Annotated in this window: 25 protein-coding genes; 24 read left to right on the top strand and 1 reads right to left on the bottom strand. The window is 65.5% G+C overall.

The window, feature by feature from the left end:
* Window positions 1-98 precede the first annotated feature (98 nt).
* From C1717_RS09125 to cpaB, 11 genes are all read left to right on the top strand, one after another.
* Entirely contained in the window at window positions 99-1,718 is a 1,620-nt protein-coding gene (locus C1717_RS09125; RefSeq protein ID WP_102372864.1) for a hypothetical protein, read from the top strand.
* Window positions 1,719-1,813: 95 nt separating this feature from the next.
* A complete protein-coding gene (locus C1717_RS09120; protein WP_102372863.1) occupies window positions 1,814-3,247 on the top strand; it encodes a zinc ribbon domain-containing protein in 1,434 nt (477 codons plus the stop codon).
* 68 nt (window positions 3,248-3,315) lie between these two features.
* Window positions 3,316-4,326 (top strand): zinc ribbon domain-containing protein, encoded by a 1,011-nt coding sequence (locus C1717_RS09115; RefSeq protein ID WP_102372862.1) that lies wholly within the window; start codon window positions 3,316-3,318, stop codon window positions 4,324-4,326.
* 24 nt (window positions 4,327-4,350) lie between these two features.
* Window positions 4,351-5,106: a zinc ribbon domain-containing protein gene (locus C1717_RS09110; RefSeq protein ID WP_102372861.1), complete on the top strand. Its 756-nt coding sequence runs from the start codon at window positions 4,351-4,353 to the stop codon at window positions 5,104-5,106.
* 102 nt (window positions 5,107-5,208) lie between these two features.
* Entirely contained in the window at window positions 5,209-6,486 is a 1,278-nt protein-coding gene (locus C1717_RS09105) for a zinc ribbon domain-containing protein (RefSeq protein ID WP_180965908.1), read from the top strand.
* A gap of 102 nt (window positions 6,487-6,588) precedes the next feature.
* The gene (locus tag C1717_RS09100) at window positions 6,589-7,239 is read left to right on the top strand and encodes a zinc ribbon domain-containing protein (RefSeq protein ID WP_102372859.1); all 651 of its coding nucleotides are present in this window, start codon (window positions 6,589-6,591) and stop codon (window positions 7,237-7,239) included.
* A gap of 210 nt (window positions 7,240-7,449) precedes the next feature.
* On the top strand, window positions 7,450-8,331 hold the full coding sequence (locus tag C1717_RS09095) for a hypothetical protein (RefSeq protein WP_102372858.1): 882 nt from the start codon (window positions 7,450-7,452) through the stop codon (window positions 8,329-8,331).
* Window positions 8,332-8,483: 152 nt separating this feature from the next.
* On the top strand, window positions 8,484-9,278 hold the full coding sequence (locus C1717_RS09090; protein WP_180965907.1) for a LytR/AlgR family response regulator transcription factor: 795 nt from the start codon (window positions 8,484-8,486) through the stop codon (window positions 9,276-9,278).
* The gene (locus C1717_RS09085; RefSeq protein ID WP_102372856.1) at window positions 9,262-10,281 is read left to right on the top strand and encodes an ATP-binding protein; all 1,020 of its coding nucleotides are present in this window, start codon (window positions 9,262-9,264) and stop codon (window positions 10,279-10,281) included. Before C1717_RS09090 ends, C1717_RS09085 begins: the two co-directional genes overlap by 17 nt.
* 51 nt (window positions 10,282-10,332) lie before the next feature.
* Window positions 10,333-11,505 carry a ribosome small subunit-dependent GTPase A gene (gene rsgA, locus C1717_RS09080; protein WP_180965906.1) on the top strand — a complete coding sequence of 391 codons (1,173 nt, stop codon included), beginning with the start codon at window positions 10,333-10,335 and terminating at the stop codon, window positions 11,503-11,505.
* A 705-nt stretch (window positions 11,506-12,210) separates the two neighbouring features.
* Window positions 12,211-12,915: a Flp pilus assembly protein CpaB gene (gene cpaB, locus C1717_RS09075; protein ID WP_102372855.1), complete on the top strand. Its 705-nt coding sequence runs from the start codon at window positions 12,211-12,213 to the stop codon at window positions 12,913-12,915.
* A 5-nt stretch (window positions 12,916-12,920) separates the two neighbouring features.
* Here the strand turns inward: cpaB and C1717_RS10615 are convergent, their stop codons facing one another.
* Entirely contained in the window at window positions 12,921-13,187 is a 267-nt protein-coding gene (locus C1717_RS10615) for a hypothetical protein (RefSeq protein WP_180965905.1), read from the bottom strand.
* A 546-nt stretch (window positions 13,188-13,733) separates the two neighbouring features.
* Between C1717_RS10615 and C1717_RS10610 the strand changes: the two genes are divergently transcribed.
* The 13 genes from C1717_RS10610 (at window position 13,734) to C1717_RS09010 (ending at window position 22,836) form a co-directional block, all read left to right on the top strand.
* Window positions 13,734-14,543 (top strand): CpaE/TadZ family protein, encoded by an 810-nt coding sequence (locus tag C1717_RS10610; RefSeq protein WP_219722307.1) that lies wholly within the window; start codon window positions 13,734-13,736, stop codon window positions 14,541-14,543.
* A complete protein-coding gene (locus C1717_RS09065) occupies window positions 14,543-15,886 on the top strand; it encodes a TadA family conjugal transfer-associated ATPase (RefSeq protein WP_102373115.1) in 1,344 nt (447 codons plus the stop codon). The genes C1717_RS10610 and C1717_RS09065 overlap by 1 nt, the downstream gene beginning before the upstream one ends.
* Entirely contained in the window at window positions 15,877-16,869 is a 993-nt protein-coding gene (locus tag C1717_RS09060; RefSeq protein WP_245859606.1) for a type II secretion system F family protein, read from the top strand. The genes C1717_RS09065 and C1717_RS09060 overlap by 10 nt, the downstream gene beginning before the upstream one ends.
* The gene (locus C1717_RS09055) at window positions 16,869-17,516 is read left to right on the top strand and encodes a type II secretion system F family protein (protein ID WP_102372852.1); all 648 of its coding nucleotides are present in this window, start codon (window positions 16,869-16,871) and stop codon (window positions 17,514-17,516) included. Before C1717_RS09060 ends, C1717_RS09055 begins: the two co-directional genes overlap by 1 nt.
* A gap of 10 nt (window positions 17,517-17,526) precedes the next feature.
* Window positions 17,527-17,715 carry a class III signal peptide-containing protein gene (locus C1717_RS09050; RefSeq protein ID WP_102372851.1) on the top strand — a complete coding sequence of 63 codons (189 nt, stop codon included), beginning with the start codon at window positions 17,527-17,529 and terminating at the stop codon, window positions 17,713-17,715.
* Between the two features lie 122 nt (window positions 17,716-17,837).
* Window positions 17,838-18,368 (top strand): hypothetical protein, encoded by a 531-nt coding sequence (locus tag C1717_RS10515; RefSeq protein ID WP_146003689.1) that lies wholly within the window; start codon window positions 17,838-17,840, stop codon window positions 18,366-18,368.
* A 97-nt stretch (window positions 18,369-18,465) separates the two neighbouring features.
* Window positions 18,466-18,654, top strand: coding sequence for a hypothetical protein (locus C1717_RS09040; RefSeq protein WP_102372849.1), 189 nt, complete (start codon window positions 18,466-18,468; stop codon window positions 18,652-18,654).
* 106 nt (window positions 18,655-18,760) lie between these two features.
* On the top strand, window positions 18,761-19,273 hold the full coding sequence (locus C1717_RS09035; RefSeq protein WP_102372848.1) for a TadE/TadG family type IV pilus assembly protein: 513 nt from the start codon (window positions 18,761-18,763) through the stop codon (window positions 19,271-19,273).
* On the top strand, window positions 19,245-21,290 hold the full coding sequence (locus C1717_RS09030; protein WP_102372847.1) for a hypothetical protein: 2,046 nt from the start codon (window positions 19,245-19,247) through the stop codon (window positions 21,288-21,290). Before C1717_RS09035 ends, C1717_RS09030 begins: the two co-directional genes overlap by 29 nt.
* A gap of 112 nt (window positions 21,291-21,402) precedes the next feature.
* Window positions 21,403-21,831, top strand: a complete 429-nt coding sequence (locus tag C1717_RS09025; RefSeq protein ID WP_102372846.1) for a hypothetical protein — start codon at window positions 21,403-21,405, stop codon at window positions 21,829-21,831.
* Between the two features lie 2 nt (window positions 21,832-21,833).
* On the top strand, window positions 21,834-22,295 hold the full coding sequence (locus tag C1717_RS09020; RefSeq protein WP_245859604.1) for a DUF192 domain-containing protein: 462 nt from the start codon (window positions 21,834-21,836) through the stop codon (window positions 22,293-22,295).
* A gap of 1 nt (window position 22,296) precedes the next feature.
* Window positions 22,297-22,554 (top strand): DUF4160 domain-containing protein, encoded by a 258-nt coding sequence (locus tag C1717_RS09015; protein WP_102372845.1) that lies wholly within the window; start codon window positions 22,297-22,299, stop codon window positions 22,552-22,554.
* A gap of 9 nt (window positions 22,555-22,563) precedes the next feature.
* The gene (locus C1717_RS09010; protein ID WP_102372844.1) at window positions 22,564-22,836 is read left to right on the top strand and encodes a DUF2442 domain-containing protein; all 273 of its coding nucleotides are present in this window, start codon (window positions 22,564-22,566) and stop codon (window positions 22,834-22,836) included.
* Window positions 22,837-22,935 lie beyond the last annotated feature (99 nt).

The following is a 22,935-nucleotide window of genomic DNA, read 5'->3' as shown; positions in this document are numbered from 1 at the left end:
CTGCCATCAGATTCGCTGATTATTACAACAAAGCCTGTGACGGCATCCCTTTAGGTACGGTGAGGAGAGAGGCTCGCCACTAGGGGAAAGGGGCTGTCATGGTGGGTGGTATGCTCATGACGGGACGCATGCGGGCGTGGGTCGTTGTCGCGCTGTGCGCGGTATCGCTCGCGTTGCCGATAGCGGGGTGCGGTCAAAGCGAGGGTCGAACTGACGGGGAGCTCCCCGACCCGGATATGCCCTACGGGGTGCAGACCTCGGTCGAGGCGCATCGTCTCATCGATGGCATTGACGGGATCTCGACGGGGGAATCTACCTGGAACGAGCGGCGCGAAGAGGCGCGTTGGCGCACCACGGGGCACGATACCTACGTTGCAGAGATTACGCCGGACGGCGTGGGCGAGTATCGGACGGCCTCGCAGGTCATGTACGGATACGATGACGATGGCCGCATGGCCTTCGCGGACGACTACGGCGAGGCTGGAGCGCATGTCTCGCTGGTGACCTGGGAATACGACGGCAACCAGGTGGTCGAGGAGACCACACGCTACTCGAACGGCGAGGAGTCGTCGCGTGAGGTCACGACGACCGTCGAGGAGGAGGATGGGTCCTCCCGCTCGGAAACCCGCGACGCCGCCGGCGCTCCGATCTCGAGTACGGAGACGACCGTCGAGCAGGACGGCGATGGGTCGACCGAGACCGTCATCAGCCGTGATGGGAACGGGACGATCGTCTCGGCGGTGACGAGGGAGTTCGACGCGGCGGGAAATCTCGCCTCGTACCGCACCTACGAGGGCGATCCTGCGACCTCTCCGGCGCAGGCCGAGGTCGTATACGAATACGATGACGAGGGTCGCATGCTGGGCTCCGTCCGCAGCGACCTCGCAGACCCCCTCTATGGTGACGATGCGTGGCTGGAATACAGCACGTACCCGGAATTCGGCGAGGTGACGCTCCATGCATCGGGATCGTCGTCGGGCATGAGCCCCGACAGCTTCCACTTCACGGTGCGCGACCAGCAGGGGAACATCACCTACTGCTTCGAGGACCTCGACCCCGATGATGAGATGGGGATGAGCTCAACCGCCTACTACATCGACTACGACGGCTTCGGCAACCCGACCGAGCTGGTGAGGCAGGACGGCGGCATCACCACGGAAAAGCAGGTCTTCGACTACGACGATTACGGCAACCTGCTGAGCGCGGCGACCGTGACCTTCATCGGCCCGGAGATGCCCTCGCAGGTCGAGGTCGACGTCTACAGCTACGCGGGCGATGACGATGACGCCATCGAAGCGGTCGACCCCGCGACGGTGGAGATCCCCGAGTACACCGAGGACGACAGCACGTACCGCCTGATCTACACGCAGGGGACCGATTTCATCGAGCCCATGATGGATGGTGGCTCGTGGGTGTTTACGTATCGCGAGACAGACGAGGGAACGGGGATGCCGGCGGGGCTCGTGACGGTCGCCTGGAATGAACATAACGCCGGGCGCGAGCTCTGGGTCGGCACGGTCGACGAGGGCGGCATGGCGTACGACACCAACTGCTTGGCGCAGTGCTACACCGCACCGGATGGCAGCGTGTACGTGGCCGGCTATGACGGCACGCGCATCGTGATGACGCCCGCGGGCGAGGGCGCGATGGAGGTCGAGGGCGCGCTCGCTGACGGCACGCCGGTCGATGCCGTCGCCGAGTGGGATGCGAGCTGGTAGCGGCTGACGATCATTGCCGGGGCGGCGCTGGCAACACGGACCTGCCGTCCTGCTCTCGTTGGCCGACGATATCGAGAACACATGGGGAGCCCGCTATGGAGTGTCATACCTGCCACAAACAGATTGCCGACAACTCGACGTTCTGCCCCTATTGCGGCATGCCGGCGGGCGGTGTCCAGACGGGGAGCGCACCGTCGGGTGGATCGTCGGAAGGCAACGGGCAGACAGTCGATACCCATCAAGAGGACCTGCGCGGGATTGGCGGCTACCAGCCCGTTTCGGCGCCGCCGCGCCGCAGGCTTCCGCTCCCCGTGCTGATCGCCCTCGGCATCTTCGGCGTCATCGTCGGCCTCTTCGCGCTCCTGCTCATCTTCAGCAGCTGTTCCAGGGGATCTACCGGCGGCGGGACGGTTGCCGCGCCCGCGCTCCCGACGCCTTTCGAGGGGCGCGTGCGCCTGCGTCCCGAGGGCGCCATGGGGGTGGATTTCACGGTGCTCGACGGGGAGTCGACGCTGAGCATCGAGGGTGTCGACGGCGGCACGATGAGGCTCACCGCCGGCCTCGACCTGGTCAGCGCGGAGTCGGGGTCCGGGGTCTACCGCTACGATCTCGACCAGCTCACCATCGACGGCGTTTCCCATCCTGTCGAGGACATCTTCTTCCCTGGAGGGGTCCCTGCGGATGCCGACTCGGCGATCGAGGCATATGTCGACGCGCTTACCAACGCGCAGGCGCAGATCATCATCCCGGCAGGTGCCGTCGACGGCGACGTCGCGGGCGTCTGGGGGATACGCTACACCGAAGGCGGCTTCCCCTATCCCGGTCTTATCCCAAGCGACGTCGGCTTCATCTTCACCGAGATCATGGTGTCCGTCAACGATGACGGCACGTTCACGTTCACCGCCGCCATGGAGGCCGTGGGCGACGATGCGGCCAGCCTCGACGTATCCGAGGCCGAGATCGCGATTTCCGGCACCTGGCAGGATAGCCATGCCGGCAACGTCTCGTTCCAGCCCGAGACCCTCCGCGTGACCGCCGACGGCGTGCCCGAGGAGGAGACCTCTCTTTCCGGAATCGCCCCGCAAATCTTCGCGGGCGTGGACACCGCCGATGTCCTGCGCGGGATCGAGGGGGCGCCCTCCGACGGCTCGGACGATGTCGAGCCGGACGACGCGGGCGACGCCGCCTCGGCCGCGGCCGGTATCGGTGCCGATGCGGCACAGTCCGCTGCCGAGGCGCAAGGAGAGCCTTCCGATGATGCCGCCGACTCGGCGGGCGGTGCGAACGACGTGGACGTCTCCACCATCACGGACTGGGCGTTCATGGAGACCGCGCGCATGGAGCTCGGCGTGCCCCAGTACCTGGATTTCACGTTCGAGATCGGCGAGCCGTATGTATGGGAGGGCACCGGCATGACGGTTACCCCGATCACCTTCTACCAGGACGGCTACGTCATCGCGAGTGCCGATTGCGACGAGGACGGCGTTCCCGTGAAGAACATGCTGCCCTACACCGGGGACCGCTACTGACGCCCCCGGTCAGGCCATGCCGTTGCGAGCAGCTCGCGCTCGGGCCGTCTCGCTCGGAAGGTTCCCGTATGAAGTGCCCCAACCCCACATGCAGAAGAGAGGTCGCCAACGCCTCGGCGTTCTGCCCGTACTGCGGCTTGCCGATGAGGAGGGCGCCGCGACCGGCGCTCATCGCCGGTAGCGCGGTTGTCACGATCGTGGCCGTCGTGGTGGTCTTCATCGTCTTCCGGGGCCTCGGCGGGAGTTCTGCGTCCTCGTTGCCTGAGCCCTTCGAGGGCACTATCGAGGTCGTGGTCGAGGACGCAATCGTTTCGGACTTCACGGTTCAAGGCGGTCAGTCGACGTGGATGGTCGAGGATCCTCTTTCGGGAGGGCCACCGCTTGAGATCTCGGCTGCGCTCCCCCTCGTCGCTGCGGAGTCTGGCGCCGGAGTCTATGACTACGATCTGGAGGGCATAGCGCGGGGCGACCTCATGGCGTCAACCGCCGAGGAGATCGAGTCCGCCTTCGGCTCATCGACCGCAGACGAGCTCTTGCTGCAGTCCCAGGTGCAGCTCATCATCCCCGTCGGGGCGGCGGAAGGCGACATCGTGGGCACGTGGGGCATCCGGTACGAGGAGGGCGGTCTTTTCATCCCCATCTATCCGTACCCCGATGATGGCGCGATGTCCGTCATCAACGAGCTGACGCTGGACGTCAAGCGTGATGGGACCTTCTCGCTGGTCGTTGCGTTCGACGTGGTAGGTGGCGAGGGTGCGAGCGCACCTGAGGACGCGGGCATCCGCGGCGAGGCGGCGGCGGAACATGAGGAGGCCGTCGAGGATGCTCTTCATGAGAGCGCCGGTTTGGTCGAATATGCTCTCGTCTACGAAGGGTCCTGGTACGGCAGGGATATCGAGACCCTGACGTTCCGTCCGGAAACGGGCTACCGGATCGTCGATACCGTTCCCACGGAGCCCGAACCGGTATCCGATTTCATTCCACCTGTGTACGTGGGTGTTATGTCGGCCTCATCGGCGGGCGACACCTCTTCAGCCTCGGTCCAGGCGGGCGCATCCCGCGCGGACCTCCCCAGATAGCCTCGATACGGAAAGGAACCAGCTATGAAATGTCCCAATCCTGCATGCGGAAAAGAGATTGTCGACACCGCGGCGTTCTGCTCGTACTGCGGTACGCGGGTGCGCCCGGAGACACCGGTTGCGCATCGTCCAGAGCAGGTGACCGCAGGGGATGCCGATGCGCACCGGAGAGCGAGCCGCAATGCCGTGCCTGACGGCCGATCCGCCACCGACCGGTCCACGGGAGGGATGGGCACTGTCTCGGACTCGAGCTCGCAGAGGCGTTACGTGGATACGCGTAAGAAGCCGGTCTGGGACAACAGGAATACCCTCTTCTGGAAGCACATCAAAGGATTCGCGACCGCGTCGCTCGTCTTCACCGCCCTGCTGTTCTTGGTGCCGGCGGCGAGCTTTCCCTGGGTGGGCGGCGTGTCGTTGATCGACGCGTTGCTCACGGTGTTCCGGATCGCCTCCATTCCCGAGGTTTCGTCCTACATCGGCACCTCAACCGATCTCAGCAACGCGATGGGCGGGCTTGTCTTCCTGGCGCTTGTCGGGGTGCTTATGCTTGCATGCAGCATCCGCGGGTGCCGGTTGGCGTGGTCCGGCATCGCCAAGGGCGCGGACCTCGGCGTGCGGTTCAACGGGGTCTTAGGGCTCATCATCCTGTTCGCGGGCTTGGCTGCGGGGGCGACGGGCATCTTCCTCATGTGCGCTTTCGCCCATGTCGTGATGTGGGGCCTGATGATGGGGGCCTACTTCCAGGAAGGCCTCCACGGCTTCAAGGACAACATGCGCTAGGCGGTCCGGTGGAAGCGCGGCCCTATGCCCCGCGCGGCGGGGCCGCCGCCCGTTCGCCGCGCCAACGCGTCGATGGGTCCCTATCGTAAGAAAGGTAGAGCCATGCAGTGTCCCAACCCAACCTGCGGCAAGCAGATCGCCGACAACGCCGCATTCTGCCCGTACTGCGGGAGCAAGGTTCTGGTGGCGGCACCCGATGCCGGAGGCGGCAGGCGCAAGGTGCGCGCCCGAGGCCCCCTTGTGGCGGGTGCCGTCATCGTTGCGGTCGCGCTCATCGCTGCCGTTGCCTTCGGTATCGCCCAGATCACAGCGAAGCCCCAGCTCAGCGAGGAGGCCGTGATCGAGGCGCTCGAGCCCGAGCTTGCGAGCAAGGAGGTCGAGCCCCCGACCGGGACGTGGTTTGCCAGCGAGCCCCTCGAGTACGTATCCTCGCAGGTCGATTCCATCTCCGAGGTCCATAACGCGGACGACCGCAAGGTCGTGATCGTGAAGAGCACCTACGAGAACGCGAGCGTGACCGTGACGGTCACCTACGAGACCGTGTTCTACCTCGAAGACGACGCATGGCAGTACCAGTCGTTCTCGCCGGTCGAGCAGACGTACGTGCCATCTGGGCATATCGCGGACGAGGCCCTGATCGAGCACGTGCCGTCGTTTCTCGAGTTCGTCGACGAGGAGCATCCCGTGACCGAGCCCGACGGCGACGAGGTCTCGCTGATGGAGCTCTACGGCGAGAGCTTCCAGGCTGAGGTCCTCGACAACTCCACCGGGGAATCGGGCGGCTCGGCGACGCTGGCCATCTCCGCCATGCACGGCATCTCCTCCTATGCGGGCGAGATCGAGGTCTCGTTCGATTGGGACGACGAGGCGGGGGATTGGACCTTCGTCGACGTGCGGCCCTCCGACGACATCGCGTTCGCGAGCTTCGACGGGTTGCTGGGTACCTGGACCGGCGAGTTCTACGAGGAAGAGCACAACGACAGCATCTACAACCTCGCCGCATGCTATGGCGGCAGGGCCAACCCGCCCTCGATAACCTTCAAGAGCATCGACGAGCAGGCGATGACGGCGGTCGTCGACATCACGTGCTTGGTCCATGGGCACGGGTCGCTGGACAACCCGGCGGACAGCGCGGAGGGCGACGAGGTGATCACGGTCAACGACGTGCTCATCACCTTGGAGCCGGATCGGCTCGACGACTGGTACCAGGTGTACGAGCAGGAGCGGTACCGCGTCTTCATCCAGACGGGAAGCGACGGGACGCTCAGGGTGAGGATCGAGACGATGAGAGTCCACGATACCGGGCGAGGGCAGGCGTGGCGCACCGACTACTTCACGATGACCCGCGTGGATTCGAGCGAGGAGGCCCCCGCGGCGTAAGCGCCCTGCAGAGCGCGAGGCCATGGCAGATGCGGGCTGCCGCACGCTCCGGCAGCCCTGAAGCAAGAACCGTCAATCGGCAGAGACGAGGAAGGAACACCCATGGAAGACATCACCGCCTATCAGAACGAGATCGACGCGATCGCCGCGGCGAGGGAGCAGTCCGAGGCCGAGATCGAGCGGCTCGACCAGGAGGCGGCGCCCGCGTACGAGGCGCTGGGCCGCAAGGCGTACGAGCTGGTCGGCTTCCTGCCCGCGGAGCAGCGCAACCAGCTCGCCACCGAGATGGTGCGCGTCGACGAGTACGCAAGCAAGATCGCCGGCCTGAGGCAGGGCATCGCCCGCGGTGCGGAACGCGTTGACGAGCTCGAGCAGCTCATCCGCGCCGAGCAGGAGCGCGCCGCCCGCGAGGCAGAGGAGCGCGAGCGCGCCGAGGCGGCCGCACGCGAGGCTGAGTCGGTAGCGCAATCCGAGCAGACCGAGCAGATTCAGCCCGAAGCCGACCAGGCCGCGGAAGCGAAGGCGCCGGTCGATGACGATGCGCGCATCTGCCCGGTGTGCGGCGAGAGGATCCTGAAGAACTTCAGGTTCTGTCCCGGATGCGCCGGCAAGGTCGAGGAGCTCTTCCCGCCGGAGCAGCCGGCCGTCCCGCCGGTCACGCACAAGGAGTGCCCGCAGTGCCATAAGCAGTGGGACGACGAGATGAACTTCTGCGCCGATTGCGGCGTGCCGCTCATCGAGGTGCGCGGGTAGCCGCTGTGCACACCTGGCGCCGAGCGGTCGCGCTGCCCCGCGGTCGGCGGTGCGGCCCCTCGGCAGGGCGCGAGGCCCCGGATGCCCCGGGGCCTCGTCATGTGCGGCTGCCGGGACGTCGAGATCGCCCGAAAAGCAACGGCTCGGTAACGAATGCTGGATGCGCGTGCGAAATCAGGTATCTTCATATCGTGGGGAGGGGGTAGACGGATGCCGATCGAGCTCTTGGCGCTGTGTTCATGGCTGCTGAGGACCGCGACCGATGCGTCGCAGGTGGCCGTGGTGATGCTCGCCCGGCCGGCGCGCCGTCCTCGCTTGCTCGCGGCGATCTGTGTGGGCGCGGTGCTCGTCAGCTGGTTCGAGCGAGGCGTGCTGGGCGCCGCGGTGGCGAACCCCGTCTGGTGGCTTGCGCTCTATATCGCCCCGCTGCTGCTCTGGAGCGGCCGCTTCGCGTTCCGTGCGATTCTCCTGGGAGCGGACCTGCTCTGCATGGCCTTCGCGGAGGCGCTGGGCGCGCTCTTCTGGCTCTTCGTCACGGGGACGCCCATCGGTTCGTACGAGACCGCGTCCATGTACCCGCTCGTCGACTGCATCCTGCGCGTGCTGGTGCTCGCGCTCTGCTTCGCTAAGATCCCGCTGCTCAGACGCATCGGTGACGCACTCGATGCCTCGAACATGCCCGATGCGCTGCTCATGCCGCTCGTGGTGCTTATCTTCGCCCAGATGATCGGCCTCATGGTGTTCTACTATGCCTCCCTGGAGGCTCTGACCGCAAATCCGCTGTATCTTGGAGGATCCGTTGTGGGCTCGGCGTTGAGCGCCGCCGCAGACTACCTGCTGCTCGTCTCGGTCGCCCGCGCCTCGGATGCCCGACGCGACCGCGCCCGTGCCAAGGAGCTCGCCGGTGCCGTCGAGGCTCGCATCGCCGAGGAGCATGCGGCGCTCGAGGACGCTGCGGCTGCCGCCCGCCTGCGCCACGACGCCCGCAACCACCTGCAGGTGCTCGTCTCGCTCGTCGAGCGGGATGGGCTGGGGGCGGCATGCGTCTACGCCCGCGGCGTCGCGGACAGCATGGACCGGGAGGGTGCGTAGCGCGCCATGATGACCGATTGCCATCGACGGAATCGCCGCACCACGACTTGTACCGTTAGGTATCATGGTAGTCTGTGCGCTTCTGAGGTTCCCGGCGGGACCTCCCGGGCAGTCGGGCCCGTGTGCGGAAGATGGAGGGGAGGGGTATATCCATGGCGCATGTTCACACCATCGCGGTGCTCGAGGACGAGCCGCTCCAGCGCGGTCGCCTGCTCGATCAGGTCGATGCCTGCGTGCGGCCGCTGCTTGCGGGCGATGACGCCTTCCTGCGGGAATTCGCGTGTGCCGAGGACCTCGCCGCCTACGTGCGTGCCGGCGAGCCCTTGGACATCCTCCTCGCCGATATCGTGCTCGACTCTCCCTCCGCCGGAAAGGCGGCCGCGGACGGCGCTTCGCTTGCCGGCGATTGCTCCGCTGCAGATACCTCCCCGACGGCGATCGATGCGGTGCGGCGCCTCATGCTCGCCCAGCGCGGGGTCCAGGTCATCTATGTGACCGGCTACGACCAGTACCACACGCGCGCCTACGAGACCGAGCACGCTTGCTTTCTGGTCAAGCCGGTCGACGACGGGGAGCTCGCCTTCGCGCTCCGGCGCGCCCTGGATCGCGCCGCACGCGGCCGGATGGAGCCGTTGCGCATCAGGTGCGGCTTCGAGGAGCGCATCGTCGACCCGCGCGATATCGTCTACATCGAGAGCGAGCGGCGCGTGCTCAACATCCATACCGTGGTCGAGGCCATCCGGACCTACGGGAAGCTCGCGGACCTGGAGGGAAGCCTGCCCGCCGATTTCGTCCGTTGCCATAAGAGCTTCCTGGTCAACATGCGCTACATCAAGGCGATCGGCCAGGGCGAGCTCAGGCTGGCCCAGGGCGAGAGCGTCCCGGTGAGCCAGAGCAGGAGGCGTCAGACGCAGGAGGCGGTGCGTGCGTATGCCCGTGGGATCTAGCGGGGCGCTGCTGCTCCCCATTGCGCTCGCGCCGATCGTCGCCGTCGCGCTCGAGACGGCCGCGCTCATGGTCATGCTGCGCGGGCAGTCGGCGGGCCGGCGCCTGTCCATCCTGCTCTTCCCCTTGAGCCAGGTCGTCCTCGTGGTGCAGGCGGTGCTCGCGGGGACCTGGTACGGGCTGGGGGAGAGCTTCCTTGTGCTGGCGGCTGCGCTCGGCGCGATATGCGCCGTCGTGAACATCCCGCTCATCATGCTGATCCTGCGCGCGGAGCGCCGTGACGAGGAGCGCGCGCTCAAGCAGGCTGCGGAGCGGCAGCTCGCATACCAGGAGGAGCACCTCGAGCGGACCCGCCGCGCCGCCGAGGCCGTCGACCGCACGCGCCGCCAGTGGGGCGAGCGCTTCGACGAGATCGCCCGGGCGCTCGATGCCGGCGACCGCGCCCGTGCCGAGGAGCTCATCGCGGACGCGAGGCGGCTCGTGCTGCCGCCCGAACGCTTCTGCGACCACAGCGCCGTCGATGCGCTGCTGGCATCGAAAGCGGGCGAATGCTTGAGGCTCGGCATCGATCTCAAGCACGAGGTGGAGCTCCCGCGCTCGGCCGGAATCGATGACGTCGAGCTCTGCGCGCTCATGTCCAACGCCGTCGACAACGCCATGCGGGCATGCGCCGGGCTGCCGGAGCGGCGGCGGTGGGTGCGCGTCGCGTCGTGGCTCCGCGCCGGGATGCTCGTCATCGACGTGACGAACCCGTACGACGAGGTGTCGCGGGGGGAGGACGGCCCGCGCCGCTCGGACGGCTCGTCTGCCGGTGCCCCTGGCGACCGGCGGCGCGAGGACGCAGCTTCCGGTGCCCTGTGCGTTCCCGAGCACGGTTGGGGCCTGGACATCATGCGCTCCATCGCGGCGCGGCACCACGGCACGGTCGACTGCTCGCAGGCGGACGACATCTGGCGCACGCAGGTGACGCTTCGGGTCGGCACTGACGCCTTTGCGGTACCATAGCTAACGGCAAGTCGATGAACGGATGCGGTGGGGCCGCAGCGGAGGACGGGCATGGCGAAACGGGCCAAGACCAAGGGCAAGCGCGGCGCGCGCCGGGCACAGGAGGGCACTGCCGCATCCAGGCGGCTCGACGCTGCCGCGGCGATGGCGTCCCTGCCCAAGATAGATGCCCTCCACGACCTCCCCGCCTTTGCCGATCTCTGCTGCGACGAGCCCCAGCGCGCGGCGTTCGATGCCTTTTGCCTGACAGTGGAGAACCCGGACGAGATGCACTTGGGCTGTGTCATCCGGCTCGACCGCGGGTTCCCATTGGTCGTGACCGAAGGCGCGACGTTGCGCGCAGAGCATGCGGTGGGCTTCGCCAAGCAGGATAAGGATCTCGGCGAGGTGCTCTATCCTGCAGTAGGCGATTGGGTGGCCATTCGTATCGCGCCCGAGCACGATATGGGCGTGATCGAACGCGTCCTGCCTCGACGCACGGCGTTCGAACGCTGGCGCGGGAAGAATCGCGGAGAGCGCCAGGTGCTCTGCGCGAACGTAGACACCATCTTGATCGTGCAGGCGCTTGGTGCCGGCGAGGTGCTGCTCGGGCGTATCGCGCGTTCGCTCGTGCTCGCGGCGGACTGCGGTGCCGAGCCGGTGGTGGTGCTCACCAAGGCCGATCGCTGCGATGACGAAGAACTCGCCCGCGAACTCGCGCGCGTGAGAAGGCTTGTAGGTCCGGAGGTGCGCGTGGTCGTGACCTCCTCTGTAGCGGGGCTCGGGCTAGACGAGGTGCGCGCCTGCGTGGGACCAGGCTCCTGTGCGATGATCCTAGGCGAGTCGGGTGCTGGCAAGTCGACCTTGCTCAACATGCTGCTCGGCCATGAGGCTCTTGAGACGGGAGCGGTTCGTGAGCGCGATGATATGGGACGGCACACTACGGTTGCGCGCGTGATGGTGAAGCTTCCCGGTCCTTATGGCGTGATCGCCGATGCGCCGGGTCTACGCAGCCTGCTGCTCGTGGGGCACGAACGCGGTCTCGCGCGGACGTTCTCCGAGGTTGTGGAAGCGTCGCTTTCCTGCCGATTCAACGACTGCACGCACACGCATGAGCCTGGTTGCGCTGTGCGCGAAGCGGTCGAAGCGGGCGACATCGACCCCATGCGTCTCGAGGTTTTCAACGCGCTCGCTTCCGAGATGCGCGTGAGCGCCCAAAGTCTGGACCCGGATATTCATCTGTAGGATGCTCGCTGCCGCGCACTCCGGCGTGGTGGGCGGCGCCTCCGGTGTCTTGCAGATTCCGCCTGCTAAGCTTTATGCAGAACGTCTGGCATCGCTCCATATAGTCTCGTTGAAATATACGGGAATCTTAAAACACACCGGATGCGAAAAAAATTCGTATCGAGTTACGGTGGTCAATTGCGCTGACCAGGGTTATACCGGTAACGCGTGCTTCACTTACCTGCGGTTATTAGTCCAGTACTAGGCTGTGTAATTAGGAATATCAGCTTTGACCGCCGTAACCCGTCATGAATAAAAAACGCAGCGGGAATTAGTGCTGAAACGCTAATCCTCCAACTGCCACCGACGCCGCGGCATTATGGCGGAGTCACAGCGCCCCGGCGTATCGATGGATGAGGGCGCTCGAGGCGCTTGGCGTTCGGTCGACGCAGGGCCGTTTGCGTATAGCGCTCGAGGCTCGTTTTCGTATCGTGCATAATGGGGTGCCTACCAGCAGCTTGCCGTAATGGTCATATTCGAGGATCTCTTACAGGAAGCCAACGAGAGCTCTTTCGCTTTCTTTCTGGATGGATGGATTGTGGAAAGGGTTCGGTAAGGTCGCGTTCAAGGAATTCAGGCCGATGCCCGCTGACCCGCCACGCTCTCGCACAATTGAACCAAGGAGGAAACCGCAAGAGGCAATGGCCCCTAGACGGGAGGCGACGCATGAAACGAACGACGAGACTGGTGCTGAGCGTCGCTGCGGGGTGTCTTGCGATGGGACTTGCGCTTGCGTACGGCTCCTCCGTTCGCGCCGAGGCCGAGCAGGCGAGACAGGAGCTGCTTGCAGCCTATGGGGGAGACCTGGTTACCGTCTGCGTGGCCTCGAGCGCAATCGATGCGGGCGAAGAGCTTGACGAATCGAACGTCCACACAGAGGAGTGGATCGCGAGCCTGCTGCCTCCCGGTGCGGAGACCTCAATCGAGGAGGTGGTGGGAAAGCGCGCCACCTCTTCGATTCCTGAGCGGGCGGTCATCTGCCCTGCCTATTTCACGGAGCACGAAGGTGCACTTGAGGTCCCGGAAGGCATGGTCGCCGTTTCGGTTGCAGCTGATGCCTCGCACGCGGTTGGGGGATCGGTCCAGCCCGGGGATGAGGTCGACGTATACGTCTCGAATGTGGGCGTCGCGGACCTGTTGTGTCGCGCTTGCATCTTGGAGACGAGTGCGCACGCCAGCGAGGCGGATGGCGCCGACTTGAGCTGGGTCACGCTTGCGGTCGAGCCGGAGCGCGTTGAGGAGCTGCTTGCGGCGACCGGAAAGGGAACGGTGAGCCTGACCGTGCCGGGGGCTGGGGCGGCTTTGGCGGATGCCGAGGAAGCTGCGGACGTCGAGGATGCCGAGGAGATCGCAGAGGAGGATGTGTCATGAAACCTCTATGGCTTGCATGCTGCGCGAGCGAGGACTATCCGAGGGCTCAGCGCGAAATCGAATTCGATGGCGCAGGCACCCAGGTGCTTCGGCTCGATGACTGCTCGATGCTCGAGCGCGTAGCGGGGGCGTTTAGCGAACCTCCTCGAGGAATTGTGCTCTACAGACGTCATTCTGAACCTGCCGATCTGGAAGCTGTGGTCGCGCGTATCAGGGGTGCGCACGAAAGCGTCCGTTTGGTCGTCATCCTTGACGAGCTCGATGTTGCTCACATCGCACGGCTATTCCAAGCGGGCGCGTCCGAAGTCGTAGCTGCACATGATCGGAGGGAGGGCCACGCCGTTCCTACAGCGGAGAGCACCTCTGGGCATGCTCAGGGAGAGAGGCCGTACATATCTAATTGCTCATCGCTGTATACGCCTGTTGAGCCTGGGGCGCCGCGTGAGACCGATGGGCTTGCCTTAAACGCACCGGAAGCCGCCCACGTCGAGGCGCCCCAGGATCAACTCGAGCGCAATGGTTCACATCGGGACCCGCAACGTGACTGCCGCGATGGCTCTCATCATGATGCCCGCTCTGGTTCCCGATGCGCCCAGCCACACGGCGAATCGCGGCCAGATGCGTCATCGGGCATCCTATCGGGTGCAGCGGTGGAGGAACTCGATGAGCCGGCTGACCCGCCTACCTCGGTAGCTGCTCCGAACCAGTCCGATCGTCAAGCGCTGCGGGCTCCCGAGGTACCGGACCCACGCAATCAAGCGGGCGCCCCGGCAGGCGCGAAACGGCCAGTGGCTGGCCATGCACCGGTGATATGCCTTTTGTCCGGCCAAGGCGGTGCCGGAAAAACCACGCTTGCCGCCGCGATGGCCTGGTCTGCCGCGCGGCTTGGTCTGCGGGCGGCAGTTGTCGATCTGGATTTGATGTTTGGCAATCTCTACCGTTTGGTAGGGGTGGATGCGCCGCGAGACCTGGGTGCGCTGATCGCCTCTGCTCGGCAAGGCGGCCTCGATGAAGAGTCTGTCGTGGGAGCTTCGATGCGCGTTGCGCCGGGCTTCACGCTGTGGGGGCCCTTGGCGGTGCCGGAGCAAGCGGAGCTCATGGGGCCTGCGGTTGAGATGCTGATCGATACGCTTCGCAGCGAATCGGATGTGGTGTTCGTCGACACCTCGACTCATTGGGGCGATGCGGTGGCAGCGGCGGTGGAGCGATGCGATCGGAGCCTCATGGTCTGCGATGGAGCGGTAGGCTCGCGCGAGGCGCTTGGCCGCGCCATCAAACTGGTCGAACGGCTTGGCGTGCCGCGTGCGCGCATGACCTGCGTGGTCAATCGCGTGGGACCTCGAGGCTGCGAGGAGGAGCGAGCCTCCGGCCTCGAGATCGAGGCTTCGTTGAGCTCGACGATGCGCATCGCCGATGGGGGCGTCGAGGTGGCGGAGCCCCTCCGAGCAGGGCGCATGGATCAGCTCATGGCATCCCCGCGCCCATTCGCGCGATCCGTGCGTTCAGCTACCGGTAAGCTGCTGCTCGAGCTGGGTTGCCCTGTTGACCGCACGCGGCTGCATATCGATGAGGAGGACGAACCCCGGGCACGGTTGCGCTTGCCGTGGAACAAGGTAGGCGGTGCATGATGGGCGTCTATGCTAGGTTCGAGCGGTCGCGCAAGGTCCGGCGCTCAGCGCGTTCGGTGCACGAGGCGCGCGGCGCGCTCTCGCGAGAGCGGCGCGAGGCGGCGCGTGCGGCGAAGCGGGACGTGATGGAGCGCATGGGTTTCTCCGAGGTTGCTCGCATAGCGGCGGAACCGGATGCGGCCCGTTCTCGAGAGGAACTCAGGCCTGCAGTGGAGGCAGTGCTCAACGCGCGGGAAGGAGAGACGCTGGAGCCTCTCGAGCGCGAAGAGGTCGTTGCTGAGGTGCTCGATGACATCGTGGGTCTCGGCCCTTTGCAGGCGCTTATCGAGGACGACTCGGTCAGCGAGATCATGGTGAACGGGAGCGGATCGGCTTTTTACGAGCGGTACGGAACCCTTCATGCGCTAGGAGCGCTCTTCGAGAACGACGAGCAGATTCGCATCCTCATCGATCGGATCATCTCGCCTTTAGGGCGGCGCGTCGACGAACGGAGCCCTATCGTGAACGCACGGCTCAAGCTCGGCTACCGTGTGAACGCCGTGATTCCGCCGGTGGCTTTGGACGGACCCGTGCTCACCATCCGCAAGTTCTCGGACCGCATCAGCTCGCTCAAGGAGCTGGTCGATCTGGGCTCGCTGCCCGGTTGGTACGCCGGCCTGCTTTCGTGCGCGGTTTCGCTCAGGCAGGACCTCGCAGTGGCGGGCGGCACCGGGTCGGGTAAGACAACGCTGCTCAACGCGCTTTCCTGCGAGATTCCCATCGGCGAGCGCATCGTGACGATCGAGGATTCCGCCGAGCTCAAGTTCTCGCGCCATCCTCATGTGGTGCGCCTCGAAGCGCGCCAGGCATCGATTGAAGGCGAGGGCGCGGTCTCCATTCGAGACCTCGTCACGAACGCGCTGCGCATGCGTCCGGATCGCATCGTGGTGGGCGAGGTACGCGGCGCGGAGTGCATCGACATGCTCCAGGCCATGAACACCGGACACGACGGATCGCTTACCACGCTCCACGCCGGTACCGAGGAGGAGGCCATCGTGCGCCTGACGCTTTTAGCGCGTTACGGCATCAATCTTCCATCCGAGCTCATCGAGGAGCAGATCGCCATGGCGCTCGACGGCATCGTGATGTCGGAGCGTCGCGCCGATGGCCGCCGGTTCGTCTCGTCGTACTCGGGCGTGCGCCGAGCGGCCGGCGGTGGCGTCGAGCTCGAGCGCTACGTTTCGTTCGATAGCGCGACGGCAACCTGGAGCTTGGAGACCGAGCCGCCATTCATAGCCGAGGCTCTCAGGGCAGGTCGGCTCACCACGGAGGAGGTGGAGGAATGGAGGCGTTCATGCCCATAGCGACCGGGCTTCTTGCTGCGCTGGCGGCATGGGTGCTCATAGGGGCAGGAGTTGATGGCTGTCTCGGCCAGACGCCGCGTGATGGCGGGGGCCCCGCGGCGCAAGCTGCCGTTTCGGCGAGGCTTGCGGGGGAGGTGCGGCTGTTGCTGCGGCGATTGGGCAAAGCAATTCCAGACGAGGTCGCCAACCGTCCCGGCGTGCGAAGGTGCGTGCGTGAGCTCGCGCAGGGCGCGCCGAGGGCAGTGCCGAAGCCATTTCGGGCTGCTTTGCGTTCCTTGCAGGGCCCCGTGGACGATGCGGTGGCGCGCGGGCTTTGGGTGGCGCTGACTGCCGCATCGGCGCTTGCCGGCGGCATTGTGGCGCTCTCGCCCTGGGGCATCTTGGTGGGAACCATAGTTCCGACTGCCGTGCTCGCGGTAAACGCTTCCCGCAGGGACCGCATGGATGCGCAGCGCGTGGAGAGCGCCATGCCCGAGGCGTTTTCCGCTCTGGCGATCTCGCTTGGCTCGGGGCATACGCTGACGCAGGGCATGCGCTTCGTAGGAGGCCATGCAGAGGAACCCATACGCTCGGAGTTCTTGCGTGTGGCCTGTTCTATCGAGTGCGGGATTCCGGCGAGTCAAGCGCTCGATGATTTGCTCAAGCGCATGCCCGCTCCGGGCCTCGGCCTGGTGTCGCTTGCTCTCAAGGTGTCCCAGCGCACCGGTGCCCCGCTGCGCGATCTGCTTGCGGACGCCGCCGCTATGGTGTTGGAGCGCACCGAGCTCATGCGAAGGCTCGATGTCAAGACCTCGCAAGCTCGTATGTCGGCCCGTTTGGTGGCACTCATGCCCATCGCGATGGTCGGGGCGCTCACGCTGCTGTCCCCGGACTTTCGCGACGGGCTCGCGGAGCCCGTGGGGGTGGGCAGCGTCGCGGTGGCTCTCGCGCTCAATGTCTGCGCGTGGATCATCATCAGGCGGATTATGGAGGTCGAGGTGTGATGCTGTCGCAGGGATTGCTGCTGGGTGCATTGGGAGCGGCTGTGTGCTTGGCGTTTTGGCTGCCCCTGGGCGCATCGGCTGCCGAGCGCCTATGGATGCGCGGGCTTTGGGACACGGGGGTACGGCGCATCAGCGCCCTTGCGGAACCTTGCGTTTCCGCTGCGCGCGACGCTCTCGTATCGCGCAAGGGCCGCGTGCCCGATTCAGTTGGCTTAGGCGATGTGTCCGAGATGATCGATGTGGTGCGGCTGGGCCTTACCGCGGGGCTTTCATTCGATGCGGCGGTCGCGCTCTATAGCGACGAGCGCGACACGGCGCTTGCCGGGCACCTCTCTCGCGCCCGGCTCTGCTGGCAGATGGGCGTCTGCTCGCGCGAGGAGGCGCTTGCCGGCGTGGCGGCGGCTACGGGAGTGCGGGCGCTCGAGTCGTTTGCCATCGCCGTTACGCAGGCGCTTTCATTGGGTGCCCCGCTTGCGGAGACCTTGGAAGGGCAGGCGAAGGAGATCCGCTCGGCTCATCGCGCCGAGGTTGAGCGCGAGATCGAGCGGGTACCCGTCAAGCTGCTGATACCTACGGGCACGTTGATTTTGCCAGCGCTCTTGTTATCCATCGTGGGACCGTTGCTCGCTGCGAGCGGCATGATCTAAGGAGGTTCGAATGGTTTGGAAGACGCGCACCTTTGGCAAGTTATCGGAGTTGTTGGGGGAGGAGCGAGCCCAAGGAACCACTGAGTACGCCATCCTGGTCGGGGTCTTGGTGGTCATAGCGATCATCGCCATCATCGCGTTCCGGGACCGGGTGAGTGAGCTGTGGACCGCGATTTCCGACGGCATCAACAGCCTGTAGGAAGCCGTGGGGGTGCGGGCGGCGAACGCAAGGAGGAAGGCGCGGGCTCGCGCGCGCTGAGCTGGCTTCCGCCCGCACTCTGTATAACGGCAATCGTGCTTGCCCTCGTCATGGTCTCTGCTGTGCCCGTGGTTACTGGTGGCAGCTCGGTTGCTGGAGGCAGTACCGCGCGGAGCGCGGGAGAAGCTTCGATATCGCAGGAAGCGGAGGTAGGGCGATCGGGGGCCTCGAATTCGGGTCGGCAGCCCGATTCGCCGGCAGAGGAAGGGGGTGCGCCCGCATGCTCGCCGGGCCTTGATGGCGCCGGTGCTGAGGATGAGCAAACGCAGGGCGGGCGGGTAACCTCCGCGACCTTCATGGAGGAGCTTGCCGAGCTGGCGGAGGCCACGGAGGAGGCGGAGGTATCCATGAGCTGGGAGGAGCGCCGTGGTCTTGTCGATGTTGCCGGCGATGTGCTGCGCGCTTACGAAGAGGCCGAAACCGCTCGTCTCGCGACGAGCGGGTTCGTGGACTTGAAAGGCAATATCTGGGGAGCTGTGATCGAGGATGAGCGTGGGTGGGTCGACGTTGTGACGGTGATGGAGGGAGCGGGCAGCGCAAGCTCGCATGTGCGCATCATCAGGATGCTCCCCCGCGGATGGGAGGGATCGTGATATGGGAAAGGCCTCGGGAAGGGTTGCCGCGCCGCCATGTTCGCATCGGCTTATATGCTGGGCGAGGGAATGTTCTTCATGCCGCACCGGGAGGGGCATGTCTTACGAGGAGCTCGCCCAGGCAACGCTTGAGTACGCGCTTACCATCTTTGCTCTGCTTGCCCTCGTTGCGGGGCTGGCGATGGTCTGGCGTGCGGCAGAGGCGGGCCTGTTCACCGCGCTCATCGAGGACAGCGCATCCCATGCGATCGATGGTACCGGCGTGGTCGACATCGCGTTGTACTGATGCCGCCAAAAGAACGTTCTCGAGCGCGATTGCGCCGCATCGTCACGCACAGCGCTCTCGCATCCTGCGAACGGTCGTCTCGCCAGGGGCGGATACCGGGTTGGGGATGGGCGCACGCAGCGCACGGTGCAAGGTAGCGTGCCTTGCGGTTGAGCGCCGGGCGCAGGCCACGGTGGAGGCGGCGTTGCTGCTGCCGGCGTTCCTAACCTTGCTGTTGCTCGCCCTGCAGCCGATCTGCCTGCTCTATACGCGTGCGGTTATGGAGTCCGCTGCGGCAGAGACGGCTCGTCTCATGGTTACGGCGGACGAGGGAGACGAGGAAGGGTGCCGTTCGTTTGCCTTACGCAGGCTTAGCGCTGTTCCCGACGTTGAGATCTTCCATGCTGGCGGACCGCTTTCCTGGGAGATTGAGCTGTCCTATGCGGAGGCCGGTGCGGGGAGGGTGGCGGTGTCCATCGCGGGGGCCGTGAGTCCGCTCCCTGTGCTGGGCGCATTCGCGGGCGCGTTTGGCTCGACGAACTCCCAGGGGGATGTAGTTATGGAGGTCGAGGTCGCCTACGAGGGCAGGCCTGCATGGCTGGAGGGTGATTATGACGCGTGGACGCAGGTATGGAACTGACCTCTTTTTGGAGGAGGATGGTTATACCACGCTTGCTGCTGCAGTTTCGATGCTCGTGGTGCTATCTCTTCTTTTCGCCATCGCGAGCGGCATCTGGAGCATGTCGCGCTCGGGGGATGTTCAGGTGGCGGCCGATACAACAGCGCTTGCCGGCGCAAACGTGGTTTCGTCGTATCACACCACGGCAACGGTGCTCGATGCCGTGGTGTTCAGCATGGGGCTGGCGGGCTTGTGCGTGACGGGGGTCGGGTTGGTGGGCCTTCTCATCCCCGGCGCCAACGCGGCGGCGTCCCAGACCATCGACACGGGCTTGCGCATGCTCGACGCGCGCAACGACTTCGCCGCTTCTGCGTCGCGCGGGCTCGAGCGGCTCGAGCAGGCGCTGCCCTTCCTGGTGGCTGCGAACGCTACGCGCACATGCGCGGCACAGGGGACTTCATCCACTGCGTACACGGGCACCGCCCTCGCGGTGCCGCTGGAGTCCGCGTCGGACTTTCCTGCTCTGGAGGGCGAGCAAATCGCGACGGAAGGGCTCTCCGAGCGTGCCGGCGCGCTCGATGAGGCGGCAGACGAGCTCGCCGCCGCTGCCGAGCGCACAGCGGAGGCGAAGGAAGCAGCATGGATCGCGGACTGCGGCCGCGATGGGGCGAACATGCAGGAGCGTGCGGGGAGTCTCTCGAGCATTGCGCCGGGACAGAACCCTGATTACGAATCGAGCATCACCTGGGACCCCAATGTGGCCCTAGACCGGACACGGGCGTACTACGCTGCTCGCTTGGCGGCGGAAGCGCCCGAGGGTGCTGGTGCCGAGGCGGCTGCTGATTCCGCAGCGCGTCGGGCATTCTACCGTTTTGCGCTCGAGAGATTTGAGGATGCTCGGGTGGTGGAAGAAAACGGGCGGGTTACCTCGACGGTCGAGCTGCTCCCCCGCAATACCGCCGAAGTGCGGGGAACCACCCTCTATACGGATGCCGTGTGGCCGTCGACCTACGAGGACGCGGGTCTTACCTTGCATTACGGGACAGGTTGCCCGGGCGCCACGGGCGCGCGTGGGCCCGTCCTTGCCCTTTCCGCGATAGATGGCGGTGGCGCCCGCGAATGCCCGGTCTGCCGTTTCAGCGTGGGCGACGTGGGCAAGACGCCGGCAGCATCGACCTCTATCGACAACGGATTCGAATACCACCTTCGCGAATTCACGCTTGCGCTCGATGAATATGTCGCTGCGCGCAACCACGAGCTCGAGCTCGAGCGGCGCGCGCTGGAGGTTGCAGAGGGAGCGGGGCAGGCGTTCGAAGAGGCGCTGTCGGTGCTCGAGGGCAAGCGCCCGCGCATCGCTCCGCCGGGCAGATACGGCACGGTTGCATTCGTGGTGGCGGGGGAGGCAGCCGCCCCGGACGCTTTGGACAACGGCTTTGCTCCCGCTGCCGGCGTGGCTCAGCGCGCTGCCATATCCGGTGCCGTGCTCGCGCCGGATGCTGCTACAGATGATTCCAACGTGTTGGCGTCGTTCTTCAGCACATTCGAGGCGCGCGCGGGCGAAGGTGGGACGGCGGGCCTCGTCAGCGATGTGATGGGGCTCTGGGGTTCGCTGCTTTCCGCTTATGGGGACGTTGCAGAAAGTCTCTCCTCGCTAACGGATAGCCTGCTTGGCGGACTTGAGTCCATGGGGCTCGGTCCGGTGGCGCGCTGGATGGGGGATTGTGTAGACGGTGCGGTGAGCGCGCTCGATATCGAACCGGTCGACCTCCGCTCGCTCAAACCGGTGATCACCGATACCGCCAACGTGCTCGAGCATTCGGATGTCTCCGGCATCACCGATGTGCAGGGGTTGCTGCGGTCCCTGCCGCTCGGCTCGACCGACCCTGCAGCCCTCATGGAGGCGCTGGGTTATCGGGTACGCGAGGAGCTCGCGCAGACAACTATCACCTTGGTCGAGATACCCCTACCTGGTGGAGGCTCGGTTCCCTTGACGGTGCGCGTGCGCGACTTGCTGGGAGGTGGCGTTGGTGCCGGATGAGATTCTGCCGAGCGAATCCTGCAGGCAATCATGCAAATCGCACGAGTCTCACCATCGTGTCTCTGGAAGAATTCCCCCACTAGGAGAGGAGCGCGCGCAGGCTACGGTCGAGATGGCCGTGGTCGTCCCGGTTCTCATCGTGCTTGCGCTCATCGCCTACAACCTTATGCTCTTCCTCTCAGCTTCTGCACGCTTTGACCGCGTCGTGCCGGATATCGTTATCGCACAGGGCGTCTCCCCGCAAACCGCGGGCGTGGACCCGGGTTCCGTGCTCGATGCGAGCGGAGTCATTCAGGCGCAGCTTGCTTCTGCCATGGAGGGCTACGAGGTCGAGATCGAGGTATCGAGTTCGTCAAGCGAGAACGCCTCATCATCGATGCTCTCGCTCGTAGGATCGCTCAGGACCTATCGTTGCACGATGCGCATGCGTCCTTGGCCAAGCGGGCTTTCCATAGCCGGCGTGGAACTCGGAGCTCCCGCGGTGCTTGAGCACGAGCGAGCAGTGACGATAGATCCATGGCGACCGGGCGTGGTGGTGTAGCGATGCAGGCGGGCGAAATGTCGCGCGGGGCCGCCGCACGGGTGGCCGCCGGGGCGCGGGCGACCGACCCGTATGGGTTCAGGCGCGCGCTGCGGGCGTTGGGGTGGGAGCCCGCCCGGCTGCTCGTGGCCGAGTCCTTCTTGCAGCGCCTGGTCGGGATGCTCGCCTTGGACCCTCGCGAGGGCGCGAAGCCCACGGGGGCGGGTCCGGGCACGGGTCCGAGCGCAAGGCTCTCGGTCGTGATGGCCTTCCCACGCTGCTCGTCGGTCCATACCTGCTTCATGCGCTCACCGATCGACGTCGCCTTCATCGACCGGGAAGGACACGTGCTCTCGGTCTGCCAAGGGGTGCCCCCATGGCGCATTCGCACCTGCCGCGGCGCCGCATCCGTGCTCGAGCGCCTATCGCGCTGGCGGATTCATGTCTCTTCCGGTGCTCGTGCCATCGAATCGAGAAAGGGATAAAATGCCGGCAATCAGCATGTTCTTCGGTATCGTCATCACCATGAACTGGGCGGATCACGAGCCGCCGCATTTCCATGCACGTTATTCGGGGTATAAAGCTAGTTACATCCTCGATGGCAGGCGTAGCGCGGGCACCATGCCTGTGCGGCAGGAGCGTATGATTCTCGCATGGCTGGAGATCCACAGGGACGAGCTCATGGCGAATTGGGAGCTTGCACGTGATAACCAGCAACTGTTCAGAATCGATCCACTGAGTTAGGAGTAGCCCATGACGAGCGTATTCGACATCCCGCTGGTTGACGTTGTCGAGGTTAAGCCGCTCGAGGACTATCGTCTGCTCGTTGCGTTCGAGGATGGGAAGCGGGGGATCTTCGATTTGTCCCCGTATCTCGATGGGGAGGTATTCAAGCCGTTACGGGACCGGTCGCTCTTCCGTGCGGCGAGGATATCCTATGGGACGGTGGCATGGCCCGGCGAGATCGACATCGCGCCCGAGCGCCTCTACACCGACATGGTTCCGCTGGAGGAGCCGCGGTCCTGAGGAAGCCCTCCGCGCATGCCCCTTGAGATAGCGCGAGACCCGGTGACGCAGCCCCATCTCCCCGCGGGCGAGAAGAGAACAGCCCGGACGCCGCGGGGC

This window comes from Enorma phocaeensis (genome assembly GCF_900186505.1).
In the GTDB taxonomy this organism is placed as follows: domain Bacteria; phylum Actinomycetota; class Coriobacteriia; order Coriobacteriales; family Coriobacteriaceae; genus Enorma; species Enorma phocaeensis.
This window is presented reverse-complemented; position numbering and strand designations above follow the sequence as displayed.